The following is a 19,800-nucleotide window of genomic DNA, read 5'->3' on the forward strand; positions in this document are numbered from 1 at the left end:
TCGCTGCGATCAGTCTCGGGCGCGGATCTCGATGATCGGCGGCCTGCTCCCCGTCGGCGGGATCTTCTCGGACTGAAGCGCGAAGCTCATCACGTCCTTGAAGACCGGTGCCGCCGCATCGCCACCATAGTGGCTCCCCCGCTTCGGATCCCGCAGGACGACCTGCACGACCAGCCGCGGGTCGTCCGCGGGCGCGAACCCGGCGAACGAGGCGGTGTAGCCGCCGCCGTCGTAGCAGCCGCAGCGCGGGTTGACGTTCTCGGCGGTGCCGGTCTTGCCCGCGACGCGGTAGCCCTTGATCTGCGCCTTGGGGGCGGTGCCCTCGTTCGTGGTGACGCCCTCCAGCATGTCGCTGATCTGCCGGGCCGTCTTCGCGCTGATGACCTGCCTGCGCTCCGGCGCGGGCGCGGGGGTGAACCTGTCGTGCTCCCCCACGGTGCCCGCGACGAGGGTGGGCGCGACGCGGACGCCGCCGTTGGCGATCGTCGAGTAGACGCTCGCCATCTGCACCGCGTTCACCGAGACCGTCTGGCCGAACGCGATCGGGTACCGGTCGGTGCCCGACCACTTGGCCGGCGGCTCCAGCCGGCCGGCCGTCTCACCCGGGAGGGGCAGGCCGGTCCGCTGCCCGAAGCCGAAGTCGCGCAGCGTCTGGTAGAGCTGCTCCTCGCTGATGCTCTCGCTCGCCATGATGGTGCCGACGTTGCTGGACTTGGCGAGCACGCCGGCGAACGTGAGCGGCTCCGGCGCGTGGTCGTGCGAGTCGTGGAACACCACGTCCCACTTCTTGATCCTGTCGGGGACGGTGTAGGGCGTCTTCGGGGTGACGCCGCCGTGCTCCATGACGGCCGCGGCGGTGACGACCTTGCCGGTGCTGCCCGGCTCGTAGGCGTCCTGCACCAGCGGGCTGCCCCAGCGGGACCGGTCGGAGTCGGCGTAGTCGTTCGGGTCGAAGCCGGGCGCGGACGCCATCGCCAGGAGCCGGCCGGTGCGCGGGTCCATGACGATCACGGTGCCGCTCTTGGCCCGGGTCGCCCTGACCTGCTGCTCGATCGCCTGCTGCGCCTTGAACTGCAGGTCGCGCTGCAGCGTCAGGCGGACCCCGCGGCCCGGCACCGACGGGCGCTTCTGGTCCTCGCCCATGGGGATGTGCTGGCCCTCGGGGCTGATCTCCACCCGCTGCCAGCCCGCCTTGCCGGCGAGCACGTCGTTCAGCGAGCTCTCCAGCCCGGCGGCCCCCCGCCCCGTGTCGTTCACGAAACCTATGACGCCGGCGGCCAGCGAATCGTTGGGATATTCCCGGCGGTATTCCGGCAAAGTGCCGATGCCGAGGAAGTTCCACGAGCTGACCAGCCGCGCCTGGTCGGGGCGGACCCCGTGCGCGAGGTACACGAACCTGGTGTCGGGCTTGCTGATCTGCTTCAGCAGCGTCGCGGGGTTGAGCCCGAGCGTCGGGGCCAGCGCGTTGACGATCGGCTGCCGCTTCTCCGGCTTGATCAGCGAGGGGTCCGCGAAGATCGCGCGGGCCTCCACCGTCATGGCGAGCGGGTTGCCCTGCGCGTCGGTGATGTCGCCGCGGACGGCGGGCAGCGTGATCTCCCGCATCCGCTGGAGCATCGCCTGCTGGGTGTACTCGTCCGACTCGATCGTCTGGAGCTGGACGAGCCGCCCGGCGAACAGCGACAGCACGAAGGCGACGACGAGGAGCCCGACGTTGAGCCGCTTGAGCGGGTCGCGCCGGTGGAACGGCACCCGGGGCCGCGGCGGGCGGCCGGGCGGCGGGCGCCGTCCGGAGCCGCCGCCGGGGCGCGGGCCGCGGGGGCCGTCGCTCTTCGGCCGCGCGCCCTGGGGGCTGCGGGCCGTGCGGGTCGCGCGGCCCTCCCCAGCCGCTCCCCTCGCGGGCGGCTTCTTCCGTGCGGGGCGCTTGGTGGACGTCGCGGCCCCGGCCGTCCGCTCGCTCCCCTTTTCCTTACGCGCGGGTTCCTTGCGAGTGGCTTCCTTGCGCGGGGTCTCCTTGCGGGGGGCCGGGACCATGCCGCTGCGCGCGGGGCGGCGGGCGCCGCCGCCCTTCGCGCCCGGCCGTCCCGAGCCGTCCGCCCGTCCCGAGGGCGGGCGCGGCGTGCTCCCGGTCTGACGCCCGGACGCGCGCGCCGCGCCCGGGCCGCTCTTGTCGTCGCGCCCGGCCGCGCCGCGGGGGCCGCGCCCGTCCGGGCCGCGCCCGCGGCCGGGGGGCGGCCCGCCGCTGCCGCGTCCCGGGCCCTTCGTCACCGCGCCACCCGCTCCCCGCCGTCCCCGCGCCCGCTCACGGCGCCCCGTGCCCGGTGCGCGCCCCGTTCCCGGCCCGCGTTCCGTGGCCGTTGCGGGTTCCCGTGGTCTTGGGCGGCGCCGCGCCGTCGCCGGGCACCACGGTGCCGGGCACGCCGAGGACCCCGGCCGCGCCGGCCGACGCCGCGGCAGCCTGCGGGACGGGGCGGATCGTGCCGCCGGGCCCGCCGGGCTCGGTGGAGAAGAAGGCCGGGTTCTCGCCCTGCTTCATGCCGAGCCCCTCGGCCTTGTTCGACAGCTGCTGCGGGGAGCCCTCGCGGGCGATCTCCTCCTCGTAGGCCTGGCGCTGCTGCTCCAGCTGCTTGTTGCTCTGCTGGAGCCGCGTCAGCGTGAACGCGTCCTTGGCGAGGACGGTGTTGAGCAGCAGCAGGCTGACCAGCGCGCCGCCGAGCAACCCGACGATGAGCAGGACGAACGGCGCGCGCGGCGCGGCCTGCCCGGAGCGCCGCGACGCGGCCGTGCTCGTGCTCCGCGCGACGTCCGCACTCTTGGCGGCCTTGGCGCTCTTGGCGGCCTTGGTGCTCTTGGCGGCCTTGGTGCTCTTGGCGGCCTTGGTGCTCTTCGCGGGCGCGGTCTTCGTCCGCGTCTTCACCGCCGTCGCGCCGGCGGGTGCGGGCTTCGCCGGCTTCGCGGCCGCGGCACCGGCGGCGCCGCCGTTCGACGGGTTCCGCGGCGACGCGCCGGCGCGCGAGCCCTTGGCGGGCACGGGCGCGGCCGGGGCGGCGGCGCCCTCCAGGCGGTCCGCGGCCCTCTTCTTCGGCGCCCTGGTCGGCGGCCGCCTGCTCGTCGTGGTCATGTCGCCTCCCGGACCCGCTCCGCGGCGCGCATCCGCACCGATCCGGCCCGTGGGTTGGTCGTGGTCTCCTCGTCGGACGCCAGTTCCGCCCCGCGCGTCAGGAGCCGGAACCTCGGCTCGTGCTCGGGCAGCGGGACCGGCAGGTCCGGCGGGGTGGTGTCGGCCGCCTGGGCGGCGAGGACCTGCTTGGTGATGCGGTCCTCGAGCGAGTGGTAGGACAGGACGACGACCCGGCCGCCGACCGGGAGCGCGTCCAGGGCGGCGGGCAGCGCCCGGCGCCAGGTGTCGAGCTCGCCGTTCACCTCGATGCGCAGCGCCTGGAAGGTGCGCTTGGCGGGGTTGCCGCCGGTGCGGCGGGTCGCGGCGGGGATGGAGGTGCGCACCAGGTCGGCGAGGCGCCGGGTCGACTCCAGCGGGGCGCGCTCGCGCTCCCGGACGATCGCGGCGGCGATGCGCTGGGCGAACCGCTCCTCGCCGTACTCGCGCAGGATGCGGGCGAGCTCGGCGGGCGGGTAGCCGTTGACGACCTCCGCCGCGGTGAGGCTCTGGGTGCGGTCCATCCGCATGTCGAGGGGGGCGTCGTAGGAGTAGGCGAAGCCGCGGTCGGCCTCGTCGAGCTGCGGGGAGGACACGCCGAGGTCGAACAGGACGGCGTCGACGGCCGGGACTCCGAGCCGCCGCAGCACCGCGGGGATCTCGTCGTAGACGGCGTGCTCCAGCGCCACGCGGTCGCCGAACGGGGCGAGCCTGCGCGCGGACCGCTCCAGGGCCGTGGTGTCGCGGTCCAGGCCGATGAGGCGCAGCGACGGGACGGCGCGCAGCATCGCCTCGGCGTGGCCGCCCATGCCGAGCGTGGCGTCGAGGTAGACGGGGGCGCGGCCGGCGACGGCCTCGGCGGCGGGGACGAGAAGTTCGAGGACGCGGTCCAGCATGACCGGCACGTGGCCGCTGCCGGCCCCCCGGTCCTGCGCCGCGTCGTTCTCCGCCGCGTCATTCCCCGCGGCGTCTTTTCCAGGGGTGGCTTTTCCCGCCGCACCATTCCCAGCCGGGCCGTTTCCGGCGGCGTCATTTCCGGCGGCGCCGTTTCCCGCCGCGTCGTTCCCCACGCTGTGGTTCCCCGCGGCGCCGTTCCCCGCAAGGCGGTCGTCACCGTCGTGGTTCCCGGAGTCCTCGCGGCCCCCCGTGTCCCTGTGCGCGTCCATGCTTCACCCCCTGTACTGCCACCTCGCTCGCGGACTGTGTGGCATCGCCGGACCGGACCGTTCCGCGCCCCCGGCGGCGGCCTCGCCCGGCCAGGTCCCCATCCGCTGCCCTAGAGGAAGATCACCGCGTTGTCCGCGGGGGGTCGCCGTCTGGCACCGGGGAAGCTGCGCCAGCTGGCTGGAGAGCGGCTGGAGACCTGGCCGAACGTGGGCCAGTGCCGGTCATCGGACCGACGAGTCGCATGTCAGAGAATCCCTGGCAACACCTCCTCCGAGACGTCGGAGAAGGTCTGCTCCTCCTGCTCCAGGTAGGTCTCCCAGGCCTGGGTGTCCCAGATCTCCAGACGCGTGTTGGCCCCGATGACCGTGCAGTCGCGGGTGAGCCCCGCGTACTTGCGCAGCGGCGGCGGAATCGTGACGCGGCCCTGCTTGTCGGGGACCTCGTCGGAGGCGCTGGCGAAGAAGACCCGGCTGTAGCTCCGGACCGCCTTCTCGGTGACCGGCGCGGCACGCAGAGCCTCGGTTATCCGCTGGAACTCCGCCATGGGGAAGACGTACAGGCAGCGTTCCTGGCCCTTCGTGATCACCAATCCCCCCGACAGCTCCTCGCGGTACTTCGCCGGCAGGAACAGTCGTCCCTTGTCGTCGAGGCGCGGCGAGTGAGTGCCGAGAAACACCGGCCCCACCTCCCGCGCCGCATGGGGCGCTACTGCCCCCCACGGCGCCCCACTCTACTCCACTCTTCCCCACCGTCAACAAGAAAAACGCCGTCCACGCGCCGTTTTTCACGACGAAACCGCAGGTCAACGAGGGTGGTGTGGAGTGGGGCCCAGCGGCGCCCCCTGCGCGCGCCGCCGCGGCGCGGGACGGTCCGAGACCCTCTCGCGCGGGGGCGCGAGAGGGCCCGGAGGGGCGGGGTGGAGTGAAGTGGTGCGTTGCGCGCGTCGTTTGCCGCCGTCCACGTAGAGCACAATTGGCTCGCGTTCCACATGAACATCGCAGTGGGCGTTCCGACGACGTACTGTCGTTTGGAACGGCTGAGGAGGGTTTGGTGGCAGTAGGCACGCACGGCGAGTCGTTCATGGAGACCGACCCACCGGCATCCCGCCCGGCCCGGCGCGGCGGCGGTCGCGACGCGGCGGGAGGCGGGCTCGACGGGCTCGCCCAGGTCGCGAACAAGATCCGGGACGCCGTGGAGTCGGTGATCGAGGGCAAGCCCTCGGCGGTGCGGCTCGCGCTGACGGTGCTGCTGGCCGAGGGGCACCTGCTCATCGAGGACGTGCCCGGGGTCGGCAAGACGATGCTCGCCAAGGCGCTCGCGCGCTCGATCGACTGCTCGGTGCGGCGCGTGCAGTTCACGCCCGACCTGCTGCCCAGCGACATCACCGGGGTCAGCGCCTACAACCAGGAGCGGCGCGAGTTCGAGTTCAAGCCGGGCCCGGTGTTCGCCAACATCGTGGTCGGCGACGAGATCAACCGGGCGTCCCCGAAGACGCAGTCCGCGCTGCTGGAGTGCATGGAGGAGCGCCAGGTCACGGTCGACGGCACGACCTACGAGCTGGAGCCCCCGTTCATGGTGATCTCCACGCAGAACCCCGTGGAGATGGAGGGCACCTATCCCCTGCCGGAGGCGCAGCGCGACCGGTTCACCGCCCGCATCTCGATGGGCTACCCGGACCCCGCGGCCGAGCTGGAGATGCTCGACACGCACGGCGAGACGTCGCCGCTCGACCGGCTCACCCCGGTCGCGCACGCCGCCGACGTCCGCGACCTGATCGAGGTGGTGCGGGGCCAGCACGTCGCGCCGGCGGTGCGGCAGTACGCGATCGACCTCGTCTCCGCCACCCGCAGGCATCCGGAGCTGCGGCTCGGCGCGTCCCCGCGGGCCACCCTCCACCTGGTGCGGGCCGCGCGGGCGTACGCCGCGCTCGACGACCGCGACTACGTCGTCCCCGACGACATCCAGGACCTCGCCGTCCCCGTCCTCGCGCACCGGCTGCTGCCGACCGCCGAGGCGCAGGTCGAGCGCCGCCGTCCCGAGCAGGTGGTCGCCGACCTGGTGAAGCGGCTGCCGGTGCCCTCCCCCGGCAGGTGACCGGTGCGACGGGCGCTGGCCGGCCTCACCACTCGCGGGCGGTCGTTCGTGGCCGCGGGGGCGACCGCGATCGCCTGCGCGGTCGCGCTGGGCGAGCGCGACCTGCTGCGCGCCGGGGTGCTCGTCCTGGCGCTGCCGCTGCTGTGCACGATCGCGGTGGCGCGGACGCGGTACCGGCTGGCGTGCGCGCGGCGGCTGGAGCCCGCGCGGCTGCCGGTCGGCCACGAATCCCGCGTCGACCTGCGGCTGGAGAACGTGTCGCGGCTGCCGAGCGGGCTGCTGATGGTGGAGGACCGGGTCCCCTACGCGCTGGGCGGGCGGGCGCGGTTCGTGCTGGAGCGGATCGAGCCGCAGGCGTTCCGTGAGCTCGGCTACCGGATCCGCTCGGACGTGCGCGGGCGCTTCCGGGTGGGGCCGCTGACCGTCCGGCTCGCCGACCCGTTCGGGATGGTGGAGCTGGTCCGCTCGTTCAGCCTGTCCGACACGCTCACGGTGACGCCGGCGATCGTGCCGCTGCCGCCTGGCCGGCTGTCGGGCGCGTGGACGGGCGGCGGCGACAGCGTGGCCCGCGCGGTCTCCGCGGCGGGCGAGGACGACGTCGCCCCGCGCGAGTACCGGCACGGCGACGACCTGCGCCGCGTGCACTGGCGGTCCACCGCCCGGCACGGGGAGCTGATGGTGCGGCGCGAGGAGCAGCACTTCCAGAGCAGCGGCACGCTGTTCCTCGACACCCGCCGCTCCGTGCACTGGGGCGACGGGCCGGGCGGCTCGTTCGAGCAGGCCGTCTCGGCGACCGCGTCGATCGGCGTCCACCTCGTCCGCACGGGGATGAGCCTGCGGTACGTGACCGACGGCGGCGAAGTGCTGCCGGCGGGGCCGTCCGAGGGCGCGTTCGAGGGGCTGCTGCTCGACGCGCTGGCGGTGGTGCGCCGGTCCAAGGGCGGCTCGCTGACGGCGGGGCTGGCCGCGCTGCGCGGCCGCGGCGGGAGCCGGGAGGGCGACGGCCTGGTCGTCGGGGTCTTCGGGACGCTGTCGGACGATGAGGCCCGCGTGGTCTCCGCGGCCCGGCGCGGTACCGGCACGTGCGTCGCGGTGCTCATCGAGGGCGGCCCCGGCGCCGGATCGCCGCAGGACGGCGAGACGGGCGACGGGACCGGCGGCGGGACGGCCGCGGGCCTGCTGCGCGCGGGCGGCTGGCGGGTGCTGACCGTCCGGTCCGCGGCGGACCTCGCCGGGGCGTGGGCGCAGGCGGGCAAGGCGGGCGATGACTTCGTCAGGGGCGGCGCATGAGCAGGGGCGGCGCCGGGCTCGGGCTCGGCGCATGAGCGGCGCGGCGCACGGGCGGCGGCAGGTGCACGAGCAGGGTAAGCGCATGGACGAGGGCGGCGCATGAGGGTCCGGATGACGGTGATGGCCGGGCTGGCGACGCTCGCCGGCTCGATCGGGCTGTACCCGCTGTTCGAGAAGGCGAGCTGGTTCTGGGCAGGGGTCGGCGCGGTGCTGGCCGTGTCCGGCGGCGGGCTGCTGTCACGGCGTCTGCGCACGCCCGCGCCGGTCGGGCTGCTGTTCGGCCTGGCGGCGCTGGTGCTGTACCTCGACATGGCCTTCGCCGGCGGCGAAGCGTGGCTCGGGGTCGTCCCGTCGCCGGAGTCGGTGCGGCACCTCGGCGAACTGGCGGACGAGGGCTGGCGGGCGGCCAACCGGTACGCGGCGCCCGTCCCGCTCGTCCCCGGCATCGCGATGCTGGCCGCCGCGGGCATCGGCCTGGTCGCCGTCCTGGTGGACCTGCTGGCCGTGCGGCTGCGCCGTGCCGCGCCCGCCGGGCTGCCGCTGCTCGCCATGTACAGCGTGCCCGCGGCGATCCGCGAGGACGGCGTCGGCTGGCTGGCCTTCGGCATCGGCGCGTTCGGCTTCCTCGCCCTGCTCATGGCCGACGCCCGCGAGCAGGTCGGCGGCTGGGGGCGGATCGTGGCGACGCGCCGCAGCCCGCGGGACGTGCCGCTGGCGGGCGCGCAGCCGCCGCCCGGTGACCCCGACCACCGGCCCGACGCCTCGGCGCTGGCGGCGAGCGGCCGCCGGATCGCGGTCGGCACGGTCGCCGTCGCCGTGCTGCTGCCGGCCGCGGTGCCCGGCCTGCACCCGCGCGGCCTGTTCGACGTGGGCGGCGGCTCCGGTCCGGGCGCGCAGACCGTGACGACGCCCGACCCGCTGGTCAGCCTGAAGCGGGAGCTGACCCGGCTGGACGACTCGACCGTCCTCACCTACCGCAGCGACGCCGAGAGCCCCGGCTACCTGCGCCTCTACGCCCTCGACCGGTTCGACGGCGACCGGTGGACCTACAGCCCGCTGAAGAGCAGCTCCAAGGACCGGGTGAGCGGCGACCGCACCCTCCCCCCGCCGCCGGGGCTGACCGTCGCGCCCTCGCGCGAGGTGACGACCGAGGTGCGGGTGCGGCCCGAGGTCAGGAACATGACGTTCCTGCCGGTGCCGTACGCCCCGACCAAGGTGTCGATCAAGGGCGACTGGCGGGTGCACGGCCAGTCGCTGATGATCTACTCGCTGCGCGACTCGGCGAGCGGGCGCTCCTACACCGTCAAGAGCATGCTCCCCGAGCCCACCTCCGGGCAGCTCGCCGCCGCGGGGCCCTACCCGCCCGACATCGTCGCGCACTACACGGCGGTGCCCAAGAACGTCCCGCCGCAGGTCAGAAAGCTCGCCGCGGACGTCACCGCCGGGTCGGCGACCGCGCTCGGCCAGGCGGTGCGGCTGCAGCGCTGGTTCACCATGAGCGGCGGGTTCACCTACGACCTGTCCGCGCCCGCGCCGCAGCACGGCAGCGACCTCGTCGACTTCCTGCTGCACAGCAAGCGCGGCTACTGCGAGCAGTTCGCCGCCTCGATGGCGCTGATGGCGCGGATCCTCGGCATCCCGTCCCGGGTGGCGATGGGATACACGCCGGGCAGCGAGGTCAAGCCCGGCGAATGGGTGGTGCGGTCGCGCGACGCCCACGCCTGGCCGGAGCTGTACTTCGAGGGCGCGGGATGGGTGCGTTTCGAGCCCACGCCGAGCGGCGCGGGCGGGCAGGGCACCGCCCTCGCCCCCGTCTACAGCCAGCCCGCCACCAGCACCGGCGGTGGTCCGGAGGAGCAGACGACGCAGGCGCCGGACTCCTCCTCCCCCGAGGAGGGCTCCACGGCCGCGTCCACCGGCCCGCGCCACCGCAACGACGAGGGCTCGAGCGGCACGACCGGCGCGCAGGAGGAGGGCGACGACGGGTACTCCGCGGCGCCGTGGCTCGCCGGTGCACTGCTGGTGGTGTTGCTGACGATCGTGCCGATGGTGCTGCGCAGGCTCACCCGGTGGCGCCGGTGGGCGGCGCTGAGCGCCTCGTCCGCCCCGCCACCGACGCCCGAGCGGAAGGCCGGGGCGTCCGAGCCGGTAGAAGAGGCGGAACCCGCGCGGCGGACGCGGGGACCCGGTCAGGTCGCCACGGCGAAGCCGGCGACGGGGACGCGGATGCCCGATCCTGCCGGAGCGGCGCACGCCGCATGGCAGGAGATGCGCGCGGACGCCCTCGACCACGGGCTGGAATGGCGGGCCAGCGAATCCCCCCGGGCGGCCGCACGGCGGCTCGGCGAGCTGCTGGAGATGGACGCGCCGAGCACGCAGGCCCTGACCCGGATCGCCCGCGCCGAGGAGCTGGCGCGCTACTCGCGGACCCGCTCCTACGAGCCCCCCGAGCGGCTGCGCGCCGACGTGCGGACCGTCCGGGAGGCGTTCTCCGCGTCCGTGGGGCGCCGGGCCCGGTGGCGCGCCCGCCTGCTGCCGCCGTCCACGGTGGCGCAGACCCGCGCCGCGCTCCGCACCGCGGGAGACCGCGCCCTCGACGCCACCGCCCGCCTCAACGACCTGACGACCCGCCTGAACGACCTGCCCGCCCGCCTCCGCCGCAGGTAGGCGCGCGAGGAGCGGGGGTCAGGCGGGGCGGGCCGCTCGCCGCTCGGTGAACGCGCGCGCTTTCGCGCGGTTGCCGCACACCCGCATCGAGCACCACCGCCGGGACGCGTTCCTGGAGGAGTCCCAGAAGACCCAGGCGCAGTCGTGTGCCGGGCAGCGCCGCACCCGCGGCCAGTCGCCCCGGGCCGAAGCGGCGAAGTAGGCGGCGGCGATCCGGCCCAGGGCCTCGGCGAAGGGCCCGCCGCTCGCGGCGAGGTGCGGCCCGTTCTTCGCCGCGTCCGCATCGGCCGGAAGCCGCAGGGTGAGGGTGAGGGCGGCCAGGACCTCCTGGGCGGCCTTCACGTCCTCGGTGTCGACGGGTTCGCCGTTGTTGGCGAGCGCCAGGCTGCGCAGCCCGCGCCTGAGGTCGATCGCCGCCTGGACGTCCGCCGCCGTGACGGACGGCCTTGCGCGGCACAGCCCGTGCTCGACGAGCCAGTCCGCCAGAGCCTCCGGACCGTCGCCGAACACGTCGGTGCCGTCCTCGACGTCGACGGTGTTGAGGAAGTCGACGACGGGTCGCACCTCCGGAGGAAGTTCTCGCATGCCCGCTCCCGATGCTCTCGCTCTAACCAGCAAACCCGATCACTGGTTGACGCGCAAACGGCTAACCACCTAAGTTCTTCACCGGTTAGTCCACCGGGAACCGGGAGGTCGCATGGAGCCGTGGTCCGAAGACCTCGAGGGGGAGCTGCACGAGCACGTCATCGCGAGCGAGGCACTGCGCGGCAATCCGCTGGGCGATCCGCACGAGCGGCCGCTGTGGGTCTACACCCCGCCCGGCTACGGCGACCACGCCCGCTATCCCACGATCTACATCATCCAGGGCTACTGCGGGACCATCTCGATGTGGCGCAACAGAACGCCCTTCCGCCGCACCCTGCCCGAGTTGGTCGATGCGCTCTTCGCCCGCGATGACGTGCCGCCCGCACTGGTCGTGTACGTCGACGCCTGGACCGCCTACGGCGGCAGCCAGTATCTCGACTCGCCGGCCATCGGCTCCTACCACACCTACCTGTGCGCCGATGTGGTGGCATGGGTCGACGAGCACTACCGCACCCTCGCCCACCGCGACGCCCGTGCGATCACCGGGAAGTCCAGCGGCGGTTACGGAGCGATGGTCACGGCCATGCTGCGTCCGGACGTGTTCGGAGCCTTCGCCACCCACGCGGGAGACGCGCTCTTCGACGCCTCGTACACGCCGTCCTTCCCGCTGCTGGCCAGGAGGCTGCGGGACGAGTTCGACGGGTCGTACGACAGGTTCCTGGAGTACTTCCGGAACTGCGAAGTCCCGCTCCTGCACGAACTGGACGAACTGCTGATCGAGACCTACGGCTACGCGGCGGCGTACTCATCGGACGCCGACGGCACGGTGCACGTGCCGTTCGATCCCGCGACCGGCAGGCTCATCCCCGAGGTCTGGCGGCGCTGGCTGGCCTGGGACCCGGTGCGGATGGCACCGGGCCACGCCGAGGCGCTCCGATCGATGCGGGCCGTCTGGATCGACGCCGGGCGCCGGGACGAGTACCACCTCGACCACGGCGCGTCCGCGTTCCACCGAGCGCTCACGGACGTCGGCGTGCCGCCCGAGCGGATGCACTTCGAGCTCTTCGACGGCACCCATGCCCGCATCGAGTACCGCTACCCCCTGGCGATCGAATGGTTGACCAGGCACCTCACCGTGGAGGCCCACTGATGATCTCCATCCTCGCGGCTCCGACGAACCTCGGACTGCGTCCACCCCAGAAGTCCAGCGTCCCGGGGTGCGCCAAGGCGCCGGAGGCGCTGCGCGAAGCGGGGCTGCACACCCGGCTCCTGCGCGACGGCGCCGAGGACGCCGGTGTCGTCATCGCGGGGAGGTACGTCGACGACCTGGTCCCCGGCTCGGGCCGAGTTCGCAACCAGGACGGCCTCATCGACCACGCGATGCGGCTGGCCGGGCGGATCGGCGCGATCGTCGACCGGGGACGCGCTCCCCTGGTCCTCGGCGGTGACTGCAGCCTCCTCGTCGGCGCCGGAGTCGCGCTCGCCCGCAGGGGCCGGTACGGCCTCGTCCACATCGACGGGCACACCGACTTCCGCCACCCCGGCAACTCGGACCAATGCGCGAGTGTGGCCGGTGAGGACCTCGCCGCCGCGGTCGGCCTGCACTGGGCGGCGGTGTCCGACATCGAGGGACTGTCCCCCTACTTCGCCCCGGCGGACGTCGTCCACGTGGGCTGCCGCGATGACGACGACGCACTCGCCGAAGTGCGGGAGGTCCTGGCCGGCGTGGTGCCGGCAAGCCAGTGGATCAACGACCCGCCCGGCGCGCTCGCCCTGATCCGGGAGGCCGTCGCCGCCGACGGCCTCGACGGCTTCTGGCTGCACGTCGACATCGACGTCCTCGACCCGGCCCACATGCCCGCCGTCGACAGCCCCGCCCCCGGCGGAGTCGACCCCCGGCAGCTGACGGCGCTGCTCAGCGAGCTGGCCGCCGACGCGGTCGGCGCCGATGTCTGCATCTTCGACCCCGACCTCGACGCCGGCGGCGGGTACGCAAGGCTCGTGGCCGACACGATCGCCGACGGGCTCGGCCGCCTCGGCGCACGCAAGGCCTGATCCTCCCGGGCACGAGCAGGGCGGCTTTCGCCCGCGGGGCCGGACACACGTTCGTCCCGGCCCCGTGGGAGCACCCACGCACGGCCGGGACGAGTCGCTGAGAAGCTAATGCCGAGTCACTCTGGCAGGACGACCCCCCAGACGCCGCTCAGTCACCTTCGGTGCGGCGGCGCCAGCGTTCCTCCATGCGCTCCATGAAGCCCGCCTTGGCGGGGCGCGGCTGGCGGCCGCTGCCCCGGGCGGGCTCGTTGCCGATGCCGGTCATCCGCTTCCAGCTCGTCAGCGCCCAGACGCAGCACACGACCATCAGCAGGAACCCCGTCACGCTGATCGCGATGGTGACGGTGCCCTCGTTGATCACGAGACCGGCCATCAGCGCGCCCACGCCCACCACGAAGCCGAGCGCGGCCTTGACGATCCGGCGCTTGTAATGGACCTGGGGGTTGGTCGAGCGAACCGCGTGAGCGAACTTGGGATCCTCGGCGTACAACGCCGATTCGATCTGTTCGAGCATGCGCTGCTCGTGCTCAGAGAGCGGCACGGCACCTCCCAGCGACAGCTCCGCGACGGAGTATCCGATGCGGGACGCGAACGTCAACGGTGATATGCCCAGAATACGAGGACTCTCGAGCGTACGAAAGCGAACGGCCCCCCGAGGACCCGGAGCCGGTCACCCCACAGCCTTCTTTCATTGTCTTCCGTCCCTGCCGTCCCGTGCGTCACCCTCCGCCGCACGCCGGACGAGCGCGGCGGGGCGCACCGCGCCGCGGCCGAACCGGTGCGCGACCTGGTCCATGGCTCGCTCGGCCTCACGCCAGCCGCTGTCGGGCTCGTCGAGGGCGAGCTGACGGGGGGCCTCGCCGGCGGGGCCCAGGTTCTCCACCCGCACCCCGACCAGACGGAGTCGTACCCGTTCCAGGCCCGCCGCCTCGTACAGCTCGCGGGCTGTGACATAGATCACACGAGCGAGATCGGTGGGCTCGGCCAGCGTGCGCGCCCGAGTGATCGTCTTGAAGTCGGCCATCCGTAGTTTGACGCTGATCGTACGACCGGCGTTCCCGCTCTCGCGCAGCCGCGCGCCGACCTTCTCCGCCAGCCGGAGCAGCTCCCGCCGGATGACCTCGGGGTCGTCGACGTCGGTGTCGAAGGTCTCCTCGGCGCCGATGCTCTTGTCGGGCGTGTGCGGGACGACCTCGCGCGGGTCTCGTCCCCACGCCAGCTCGTGCAGGTGCCTGCCGAGCGCGTTGCCGAGCTCCCGCTGCAACGTGGTGAGGGGCACCTGCGCGAGCTGCCCGACGGTGCGCAGCCCGAGGCGGGTGAGCGCCTGCTCGGTGCGCTCGCCGACGCCCCAGAGGGACGCGGCGGGCAGCGGGTGCAGGAAGTCGACGACGCCGTCGGCCGGCACCACGAGCAGGCCGTCGGGCTTGCACCGCGTCGAGGCGAGCTTCGCGACGAACTTGGTGTTCGCGACGCCGACCGAGCAGGTGATGCCCTGCTGGTCGCGGACCTGGTCGCGGATGAGCTGCGCGATCGCCGCGGGACGGCCCAGCCGCCGCCGGGCGCCCGCCACGTCCAGGAAGGCCTCGTCCAGCGACAGGCCCTCCACCAGCGGCGTGACGGAACGGAAGATCTCGAAGACCGCGGCCGACACGCGGGAGTACTTGCCGTGGCTCACCGGCAGCACCACCGCCTGCGGGCACAGCCGCCGCGCCCGCGTCATCGGCATCGCCGAGTGCACGCCGAACCGCCGGGCCTCGTAGGAGGCCGCGGACACCACGCCGCGCGGCCCGGCGCCGCCCACGACGACCGGGCGCCCGCGCAGCTCGGGCCGGTCGAGCAGCTCGACGCTGACGAAGAAGGCGTCCATGTCGACGTGCAGGATGGAGCAGCCGGTGTCGTCGGCGGGCGGCCCGGGCTGCGGCCCCGGCCGGTGCAGCTGCTGCTTGCGGCTCACGGGGACTCCTCGCCCGGCCGCGCGGCCGTGCGCGGGCCACGCCGCCCTGCCGTCCGGTCCGCCGCGCGCACGGTCTCAGCCGGCCGGCTTGTCGGCCACCAGGTGCAGCTGGGTGGCGAGGTCCCGCAGGACCGGGTGGACCGCGGCGACGGACTCCAGCGCGATCAGCGCCTCCGCCGAGTCGGCGTCGCCGTCCAGCAGGCCGCTCGGCACCAGGTCGGCGAAGATGCGGACGCCCTGCAGCTCGGCGACGCGCAGCCCCGCGCCGCTCACCAGCGCCGACAGCGTCTCGCGGGTGAACCGGCGGGGCATGCGGTCGCCCTCGCCCCACCGTCCGGACGGGTCGGTGAGCACCTTCCGGGCGTCGTCGAAGTGCCCGGACACGGCGCGGTGCAGCGCCGCCGCGATCTGCCCGGACGCCAGCACGCTGACCGAGCCGCCCGGCCGGACGGCGCCGGTCAGTGCCGCCATCGCCGCGGCCGGATCGTCGACGTACTCCAGGACGCTGTGGCACAGCACGAGGTCGGCGGCGTCCGGGCCGAGCAGGTCGGGCAGGTCGACGGCGTCGCCCTGCACGGCGCGGACCCGCACCCCGGACTCGGCGGCCCGGCGCTCCAGCGCGGCCAGCGCGTCCGGGTTGGAGTCGACCACCGTGACCCGGTGCCCCAGCTCGGCGAGCGGCACGGCGAACCCGCCGGTCCCGCCGCCGACGTCCACGACGTCGCTCAGGCCGGCCTCGGGAGTGATGCGGTCGAGGACCAGGCGCAGCGCGTCCCACAGGACCGCGTTGCGGACCCGGCTGCCGCCCCGCACCCGCTTCTGTTGCCGGCCGGTCACGCTGTTCATTTGCAGCGCTCTCCTCCTTCGGGCCCAGAGGGCCCTCCATCGTCGATCACCGCGGCGATCGCTGGCATCGCTCCGGCTCGCCTTACGGCTCGCTGCGCGATCGGATTCTCGCTTCGCTCGAATCCGCCTTCGGACGCGATCGCAACCGTTGGAGGTCGTTGCGTGGTTGCGGTGCGGGCCGGGGTCGGCGCGAACGCTGGTTCGCGGCCCGACCTGCGCAGCTACAGACTAAGGGAGGGTTTCAGTTGTTGAAGGCGGGACAGGAGGCCGTTGACGAAGCGGGGGGACTCGTCGGTGGACAGCTCGGTGGCGAGGCCGACCGCCTCGCTCACCGCGACGCCGTCGGGGACGTCGTCGACCCACAGCAGCTCGAACGTGCCCATCCGCAGGATGTTGCGGTCGACGACGGGCATCCGTTCGAGCGTCCAGCCGGTCGCGTAGGTGGCGAGCAGCTCGTCGATGCGCTCCCGGTTCTCCTGGACGCCCTCGATCAGCCGGACGGCGTGCGGGTACTCGGCGAGCTCGTCCTGGTTCGGACGGCCGCGGGCGGCGAGCACCGCCGTCGGCTCCTCCTCCCGCAACTCCGCGGCGAACAGGATGTCCAGCGCGAGTTTCCTGGCCTTGGTGCGCGCGGCCATCTCAGGCGCGGCCGAGGTACTCGCCGGAGCGGGTGTCGACCTTGACCTTCTCGCCGGTGGTGATGAACAGCGGGACCTGGATCTGCGCGCCGGTCTCCAGGGTGGCGGGCTTGCTGCCGCCGGTGGAGCGGTCGCCCTGCAGGCCGGGCTCGGTCTCGGTGATCTCCAGCACGACGGCGGCGGGCAGCTCGACGTACAGCGGGTTCTCGTTGTTGAAGGCGATCACGGCGTTCTGCTCGGGGAGCAGGTAGTTCGAGGCGTCGCCGACGACGGCCGCGGGGATGTGCGGCTGGTCGTAGGTCTCGGTGTCCATGAAGACGAAGTCCTCGCCCTCGCGGTAGAGGTACTGCATCTCGCGCTTGTCGACGCTGGCCACCTCGACCTTGGTGCCGGCGTTGAAGGTCTTGTCGACCACCTTGCCGGACAGCACGTTCTTGAGCTTGGTGCGGACGAACGCGCCGCCCTTGCCGGGCTTGACGTGCTGGAACTCGAGGACGGTCCACAACTGGCCGTCGAGGTTCAGCGTCATGCCGTTCTTCAGGTCGTTCGTCGTCGCCACTGCGTTGTTCTCCCGGTCGCGGGCCCGCGCGTCCTACAGGACGAGCAGATCCTTGGTCGTTGTGGTGAGGAGCTCCGGCCCGCCCGCGCGGACCACCAGCGTGTCCTCGATGCGGACCCCGCCCCGGTCCGTGAGGTAGACCCCCGGCTCAGCGGTGATCGGAACCCGATCCATCAGCTTACCGGTCTTGTCGTACCCCATGAGCGGCGCTTCGTGGATCTCCAGGCCCACGCCGTGCCCGAGGCCGTGCGAGAACGCCTCGCCGTGCCCCGCGTCCGCGATCACGTCGCGGGCGGCGGCGTCCACGTCCTTCGTCTCGGCGCCGGGCACCGCGGCGGCCAGCGCGGCCGCCTGCGCGCGATGGACAAGGTCGTAGAGGTCGCGCTGCCAGGCGGCGGGCTCGCCGATCGCGACGGTGCGGGTCATGTCGGCGTGGTAGCCGCCGTAGAGGGCGCCGAAGTCCATGGTGACGAGGTCGCCGCGCTGGAGCTCGCGGCCGCCGGGATGGTGGTGCGGGACGGCGCCGTTGGGTCCGGACGCGATGATCGACTCGAACGCGGGGCCCTCGGCGCCCTCGTCGACCATGGCCCGTTCGAGGGCGATCGCGACGGCGCGCTCGGTGACCCCGGCGCGGATCTCGGGCAGGACGGCCTCGAACGCGCGGTCGGTGATGGCGCACGCCTCGCGGAGCAGGCCGATCTCCTCCTCGTCCTTGACCATGCGGAGCTCCTCGACGAGGCGGCCGAGCGGCGCCAGTTCGACCTCGGCGGCGTCCAGGAGCGCCGTGTGGTGCTCGACGGTCACGTCGTGGGCCTCGAAGCCGACCCGGCCGAGGCCGTCCTCGGCCGCCCGCTTCACCAGCGCCTCCGCCACCTGCCGGTCGACGACGACGGGCAGTTCCGGGCAGACCTGCGCGGCCATCCCGGCGTAGCGGCCGTCGGTCGCGAGCACGGCGGGGCCGTCGGCCGGGACGAGCAGCGCGGCCCGCGAGCTGTCCAGGCCGGTCAGGTAGCGGACGTTGACGAGCCGGGTCACCAGCAGGGCGGCGGCGTCCCGTTCGGCGACGAGCGCGGCGAGCCGGCGGCGGCGCGCGCGGTGAGTCTCCCCCATGGCCAGGACTCTAGATGATCGCCCGGGAGGCCGTCTCAACGCGGTCACGAACATGAATAACCCTCGACTTTTACTCGAGGGCTGGCCTAGCGTGACCCGGCGTGTGCTCCGTCCCGTCCGTCCTCCCCCCGAATGGACTTCCCCCCAGGAGTGATTCCCCTTGACCCGAGTCAGCAGAAGAAGACTGCTGGGCACAGGCGCGCTCACCGCCGCCGGAGCCGTCGTCACCGCGGCCGCGGCCCCGCCCGCCGGCGCCCGCACGGCTCCGCTCGCCGCCCCCCTCGACGCGTCCCTCACCGCGGACGTGGTGATCGTCGGCGCGGGGCTGTCCGGCCTCACCGCCGCCCGCGACCTCGTCGCGGCGGGCCGGTCCGTGATCGTGCTGGAGGCGCGCGAACGGCCCGGCGGCCGCGTCTACGGGATGCCCCTCGGCGACGGCACCACCAACGAGGGCGGCGCCGAGTTCATCGGCCCGACGCAGGACCGCATCGCCGCGCTCGCCAAGGACATGGGCGTCGACACCTACGCCACCTACAACGAGGGCAAGAACGTCTACTACCGGGACGGCAAGCGGTCGCTGTACGCGACCGACGGCCTGCTCGGCGCGGTCCCGCCGGACTGGGGCGTGGTCGACCTGGAGCTCGCGCTGCTGAAGCTCGGCGGCATGGTCCAGCAGGTGCCGGTCGGCGAGCCGTGGAAGGCGGCCAAGGCCGAGGAGTGGGACGCGCAGACCTTCTACACCTGGTCGCGGTCCAACTCGCTGAGCGGCGGCGCGCGGTTCCTGATGGACGCCTTCGCCTCGTCGACCCTGTCGATGCGCTCACAGGAGGTCTCCCTCCTCTACCTGCTGAACTACGCGGCCTCGGCGGGCAACGAGGCCAACCCGGGGACGATCGACCGGCTGATCAACACGAAGGGCGGCGCGCAGGAGTCGCGGTTCGTGGGCGGCTCCCAGGAGGTGCCGATCCGGCTGGCGGCGAGGCTCGGCGACATCATCCGCTACAACGCGCCGGTGCGGTCGATCGCCACCGGCTCGGGCGGCGCCACGGTGACCGCCGACGGGGTCACGGTGTCGGCCAAGCGGGTCGTGGTGGCGATGTCCCCGGCGATCGCCGGGAAGATCGACTTCTCGCCGGGGCTGCCCGCGAGCCGGGCGCAGCTCATGCAGCGGTACCCGATGGGCTCGGTCGCCAAGTTCGTCGCCGTCTACGACACGCCGTTCTGGCGCGCGGACGGGCTGACCGGGCAGGCCGTGGCCGACAGCGGCGCCATCGACGCGACGTTCGACAACAGCCCGCCGGACGGGTCGCGCGGCATCCTGATGGGCTTCATGAACCAGGCCAACATGCGGAAACTGGACGCCGCACCGGCCGCCGAGGTCAGGGCGGCGGGCCTCGACTCGTTCACCAAGCTGTTCGGCGACAAGGCCGCCAACCCGACGCTGACCGCCTTCCAGCGCTGGGACAACGAGACCTGGAGCGGCGGCGGCCCGGTCGGCGTCGCCCCGCCCGGCGCGCTCACCGCGTTCGGCCCGGCGCTGCGGGAGCCGTGCGGCCCCATCCACTGGGCGGGCACCGAGACGTCCGGCTACTGGACGGGCTACATGGACGGCGCCGTCCGCTCCGGCGAGCGCGTCGCCAAGGAGGTCGACGCGGCCCTGTAGGGCGCACGGGCCCGT

17 protein-coding genes are annotated in these 19,800 nt (G+C 73.7%); 6 read left to right on the forward strand and 11 right to left on the reverse strand.

Going from position 1 to position 19,800, the window contains the following annotated elements:
• Window positions 1–9 precede the first annotated feature (9 nt).
• From AB0C21_RS15435 to mraZ, 4 genes are all read right to left on the reverse strand, one after another.
• Window positions 10–2,268: a peptidoglycan D,D-transpeptidase FtsI family protein gene (locus tag AB0C21_RS15435; protein ID WP_500204798.1), complete on the reverse strand. Its 2,259-nt coding sequence runs from the start codon at window positions 2,266–2,268 to the stop codon at window positions 10–12.
• Window positions 2,269–2,302: 34 nt separating this feature from the next.
• On the reverse strand, window positions 2,303–3,121 hold the full coding sequence (gene ftsL, locus AB0C21_RS15440; protein WP_500204799.1) for a cell division protein FtsL: 819 nt from the start codon (window positions 3,119–3,121) through the stop codon (window positions 2,303–2,305).
• Complete coding sequence (gene rsmH, locus AB0C21_RS15445) at window positions 3,118–4,323, reverse strand: 16S rRNA (cytosine(1402)-N(4))-methyltransferase RsmH (protein WP_500204800.1); 1,206 nt, start codon at window positions 4,321–4,323, stop codon at window positions 3,118–3,120. Before rsmH ends, ftsL begins: the two co-directional genes overlap by 4 nt.
• A gap of 245 nt (window positions 4,324–4,568) precedes the next feature.
• Complete coding sequence (gene mraZ, locus AB0C21_RS15450) at window positions 4,569–5,000, reverse strand: division/cell wall cluster transcriptional repressor MraZ (protein WP_089312308.1); 432 nt, start codon at window positions 4,998–5,000, stop codon at window positions 4,569–4,571.
• Window positions 5,001–5,404: 404 nt separating this feature from the next.
• On the opposite strand from mraZ, the gene AB0C21_RS15455 reads away from it, so the two are divergent.
• The 3 genes from AB0C21_RS15455 (at window position 5,405) to AB0C21_RS15465 (ending at window position 10,375) form a co-directional block, all read left to right on the forward strand.
• Window positions 5,405–6,418 (forward strand): AAA family ATPase, encoded by a 1,014-nt coding sequence (locus AB0C21_RS15455; RefSeq protein WP_149257997.1) that lies wholly within the window; start codon window positions 5,405–5,407, stop codon window positions 6,416–6,418.
• A gap of 3 nt (window positions 6,419–6,421) precedes the next feature.
• Window positions 6,422–7,708: a DUF58 domain-containing protein gene (locus tag AB0C21_RS15460; RefSeq protein WP_500204801.1), complete on the forward strand. Its 1,287-nt coding sequence runs from the start codon at window positions 6,422–6,424 to the stop codon at window positions 7,706–7,708.
• A gap of 99 nt (window positions 7,709–7,807) precedes the next feature.
• Window positions 7,808–10,375 carry a transglutaminase TgpA family protein gene (locus AB0C21_RS15465; RefSeq protein WP_500204802.1) on the forward strand — a complete coding sequence of 856 codons (2,568 nt, stop codon included), beginning with the start codon at window positions 7,808–7,810 and terminating at the stop codon, window positions 10,373–10,375.
• A gap of 18 nt (window positions 10,376–10,393) precedes the next feature.
• Here the strand turns inward: AB0C21_RS15465 and AB0C21_RS15470 are convergent, their stop codons facing one another.
• Window positions 10,394–10,960 carry a CGNR zinc finger domain-containing protein gene (locus AB0C21_RS15470; protein WP_500204803.1) on the reverse strand — a complete coding sequence of 189 codons (567 nt, stop codon included), beginning with the start codon at window positions 10,958–10,960 and terminating at the stop codon, window positions 10,394–10,396.
• A gap of 112 nt (window positions 10,961–11,072) precedes the next feature.
• Here AB0C21_RS15470 and AB0C21_RS15475 point away from each other — a divergent pair, with 112 nt between their 5' ends.
• Together AB0C21_RS15475 and AB0C21_RS15480 are read left to right on the forward strand one after the other, a co-directional pair.
• Window positions 11,073–12,110, forward strand: coding sequence for an alpha/beta hydrolase (locus AB0C21_RS15475; protein ID WP_500204804.1), 1,038 nt, complete (start codon window positions 11,073–11,075; stop codon window positions 12,108–12,110).
• Window positions 12,110–13,015, forward strand: coding sequence for an arginase family protein (locus AB0C21_RS15480; RefSeq protein WP_500204805.1), 906 nt, complete (start codon window positions 12,110–12,112; stop codon window positions 13,013–13,015). Before AB0C21_RS15475 ends, AB0C21_RS15480 begins: the two co-directional genes overlap by 1 nt.
• 148 nt (window positions 13,016–13,163) lie before the next feature.
• On the opposite strand, the gene AB0C21_RS15485 is transcribed toward AB0C21_RS15480, so the two are convergent.
• The 6 genes from AB0C21_RS15485 to AB0C21_RS15510 all read right to left on the reverse strand — a co-directional run bounded on the left by AB0C21_RS15485 (window position 13,164) and on the right by AB0C21_RS15510 (window position 18,122).
• Window positions 13,164–13,529, reverse strand: coding sequence for an SCO2097 family morphological protein (locus AB0C21_RS15485; protein WP_500204806.1), 366 nt, complete (start codon window positions 13,527–13,529; stop codon window positions 13,164–13,166).
• Window positions 13,530–13,703: 174 nt separating this feature from the next.
• The gene (locus AB0C21_RS15490) at window positions 13,704–14,969 is read right to left on the reverse strand and encodes a DNA polymerase IV (RefSeq protein WP_500204807.1); all 1,266 of its coding nucleotides are present in this window, start codon (window positions 14,967–14,969) and stop codon (window positions 13,704–13,706) included.
• A gap of 75 nt (window positions 14,970–15,044) precedes the next feature.
• Complete coding sequence (locus AB0C21_RS15495) at window positions 15,045–15,815, reverse strand: methyltransferase domain-containing protein (protein WP_500204808.1); 771 nt, start codon at window positions 15,813–15,815, stop codon at window positions 15,045–15,047.
• 221 nt (window positions 15,816–16,036) lie between these two features.
• Entirely contained in the window at window positions 16,037–16,453 is a 417-nt protein-coding gene (gene nusB / locus AB0C21_RS15500) for a transcription antitermination factor NusB (RefSeq protein WP_149257299.1), read from the reverse strand.
• Between the two features lies 1 nt (window position 16,454).
• Complete coding sequence (gene efp / locus AB0C21_RS15505) at window positions 16,455–17,012, reverse strand: elongation factor P (RefSeq protein ID WP_500204809.1); 558 nt, start codon at window positions 17,010–17,012, stop codon at window positions 16,455–16,457.
• Between the two features lie 33 nt (window positions 17,013–17,045).
• Entirely contained in the window at window positions 17,046–18,122 is a 1,077-nt protein-coding gene (locus AB0C21_RS15510) for a M24 family metallopeptidase (RefSeq protein WP_500204810.1), read from the reverse strand.
• Window positions 18,123–18,282: 160 nt separating this feature from the next.
• Between AB0C21_RS15510 and AB0C21_RS15515 the strand changes: the two genes are divergently transcribed.
• Window positions 18,283–19,785, forward strand: a complete 1,503-nt coding sequence (locus AB0C21_RS15515) for a flavin monoamine oxidase family protein (RefSeq protein WP_500204811.1) — start codon at window positions 18,283–18,285, stop codon at window positions 19,783–19,785.
• Window positions 19,786–19,800 lie beyond the last annotated feature (15 nt).

The sequence above is a fragment of the Spirillospora sp. NPDC049024 genome (genome assembly GCF_040649235.1).
Lineage (GTDB): Bacteria > Actinomycetota > Actinomycetes > Streptosporangiales > Streptosporangiaceae > Spirillospora.

Coding starts and splice junctions, on each gene's coding strand:
- ftsL (WP_500204799.1), bottom strand. CDS start 3,121: ATGACCACGACGAGCAGGCGGCCGCCGACCAGGGCGCCGAAGAAGAGG.
- rsmH (WP_500204800.1), bottom strand. CDS start 4,323: ATGGACGCGCACAGGGACACGGGGGGCCGCGAGGACTCCGGGAACCAC.
- AB0C21_RS15455 (WP_149257997.1), top strand. CDS start 5,405: ATGGAGACCGACCCACCGGCATCCCGCCCGGCCCGGCGCGGCGGCGGT.
- AB0C21_RS15465 (WP_500204802.1), top strand. CDS start 7,808: ATGAGGGTCCGGATGACGGTGATGGCCGGGCTGGCGACGCTCGCCGGC.
- AB0C21_RS15470 (WP_500204803.1), bottom strand. CDS start 10,960: ATGCGAGAACTTCCTCCGGAGGTGCGACCCGTCGTCGACTTCCTCAAC.
- AB0C21_RS15475 (WP_500204804.1), top strand. CDS start 11,073: ATGGAGCCGTGGTCCGAAGACCTCGAGGGGGAGCTGCACGAGCACGTC.
- AB0C21_RS15480 (WP_500204805.1), top strand. CDS start 12,110: ATGATCTCCATCCTCGCGGCTCCGACGAACCTCGGACTGCGTCCACCC.
- AB0C21_RS15485 (WP_500204806.1), bottom strand. CDS start 13,529: ATGCTCGAACAGATCGAATCGGCGTTGTACGCCGAGGATCCCAAGTTC.
- AB0C21_RS15495 (WP_500204808.1), bottom strand. CDS start 15,815: ATGAACAGCGTGACCGGCCGGCAACAGAAGCGGGTGCGGGGCGGCAGC.
- nusB (WP_149257299.1), bottom strand. CDS start 16,453: ATGGCCGCGCGCACCAAGGCCAGGAAACTCGCGCTGGACATCCTGTTC.
- AB0C21_RS15510 (WP_500204810.1), bottom strand. CDS start 18,122: ATGGGGGAGACTCACCGCGCGCGCCGCCGCCGGCTCGCCGCGCTCGTC.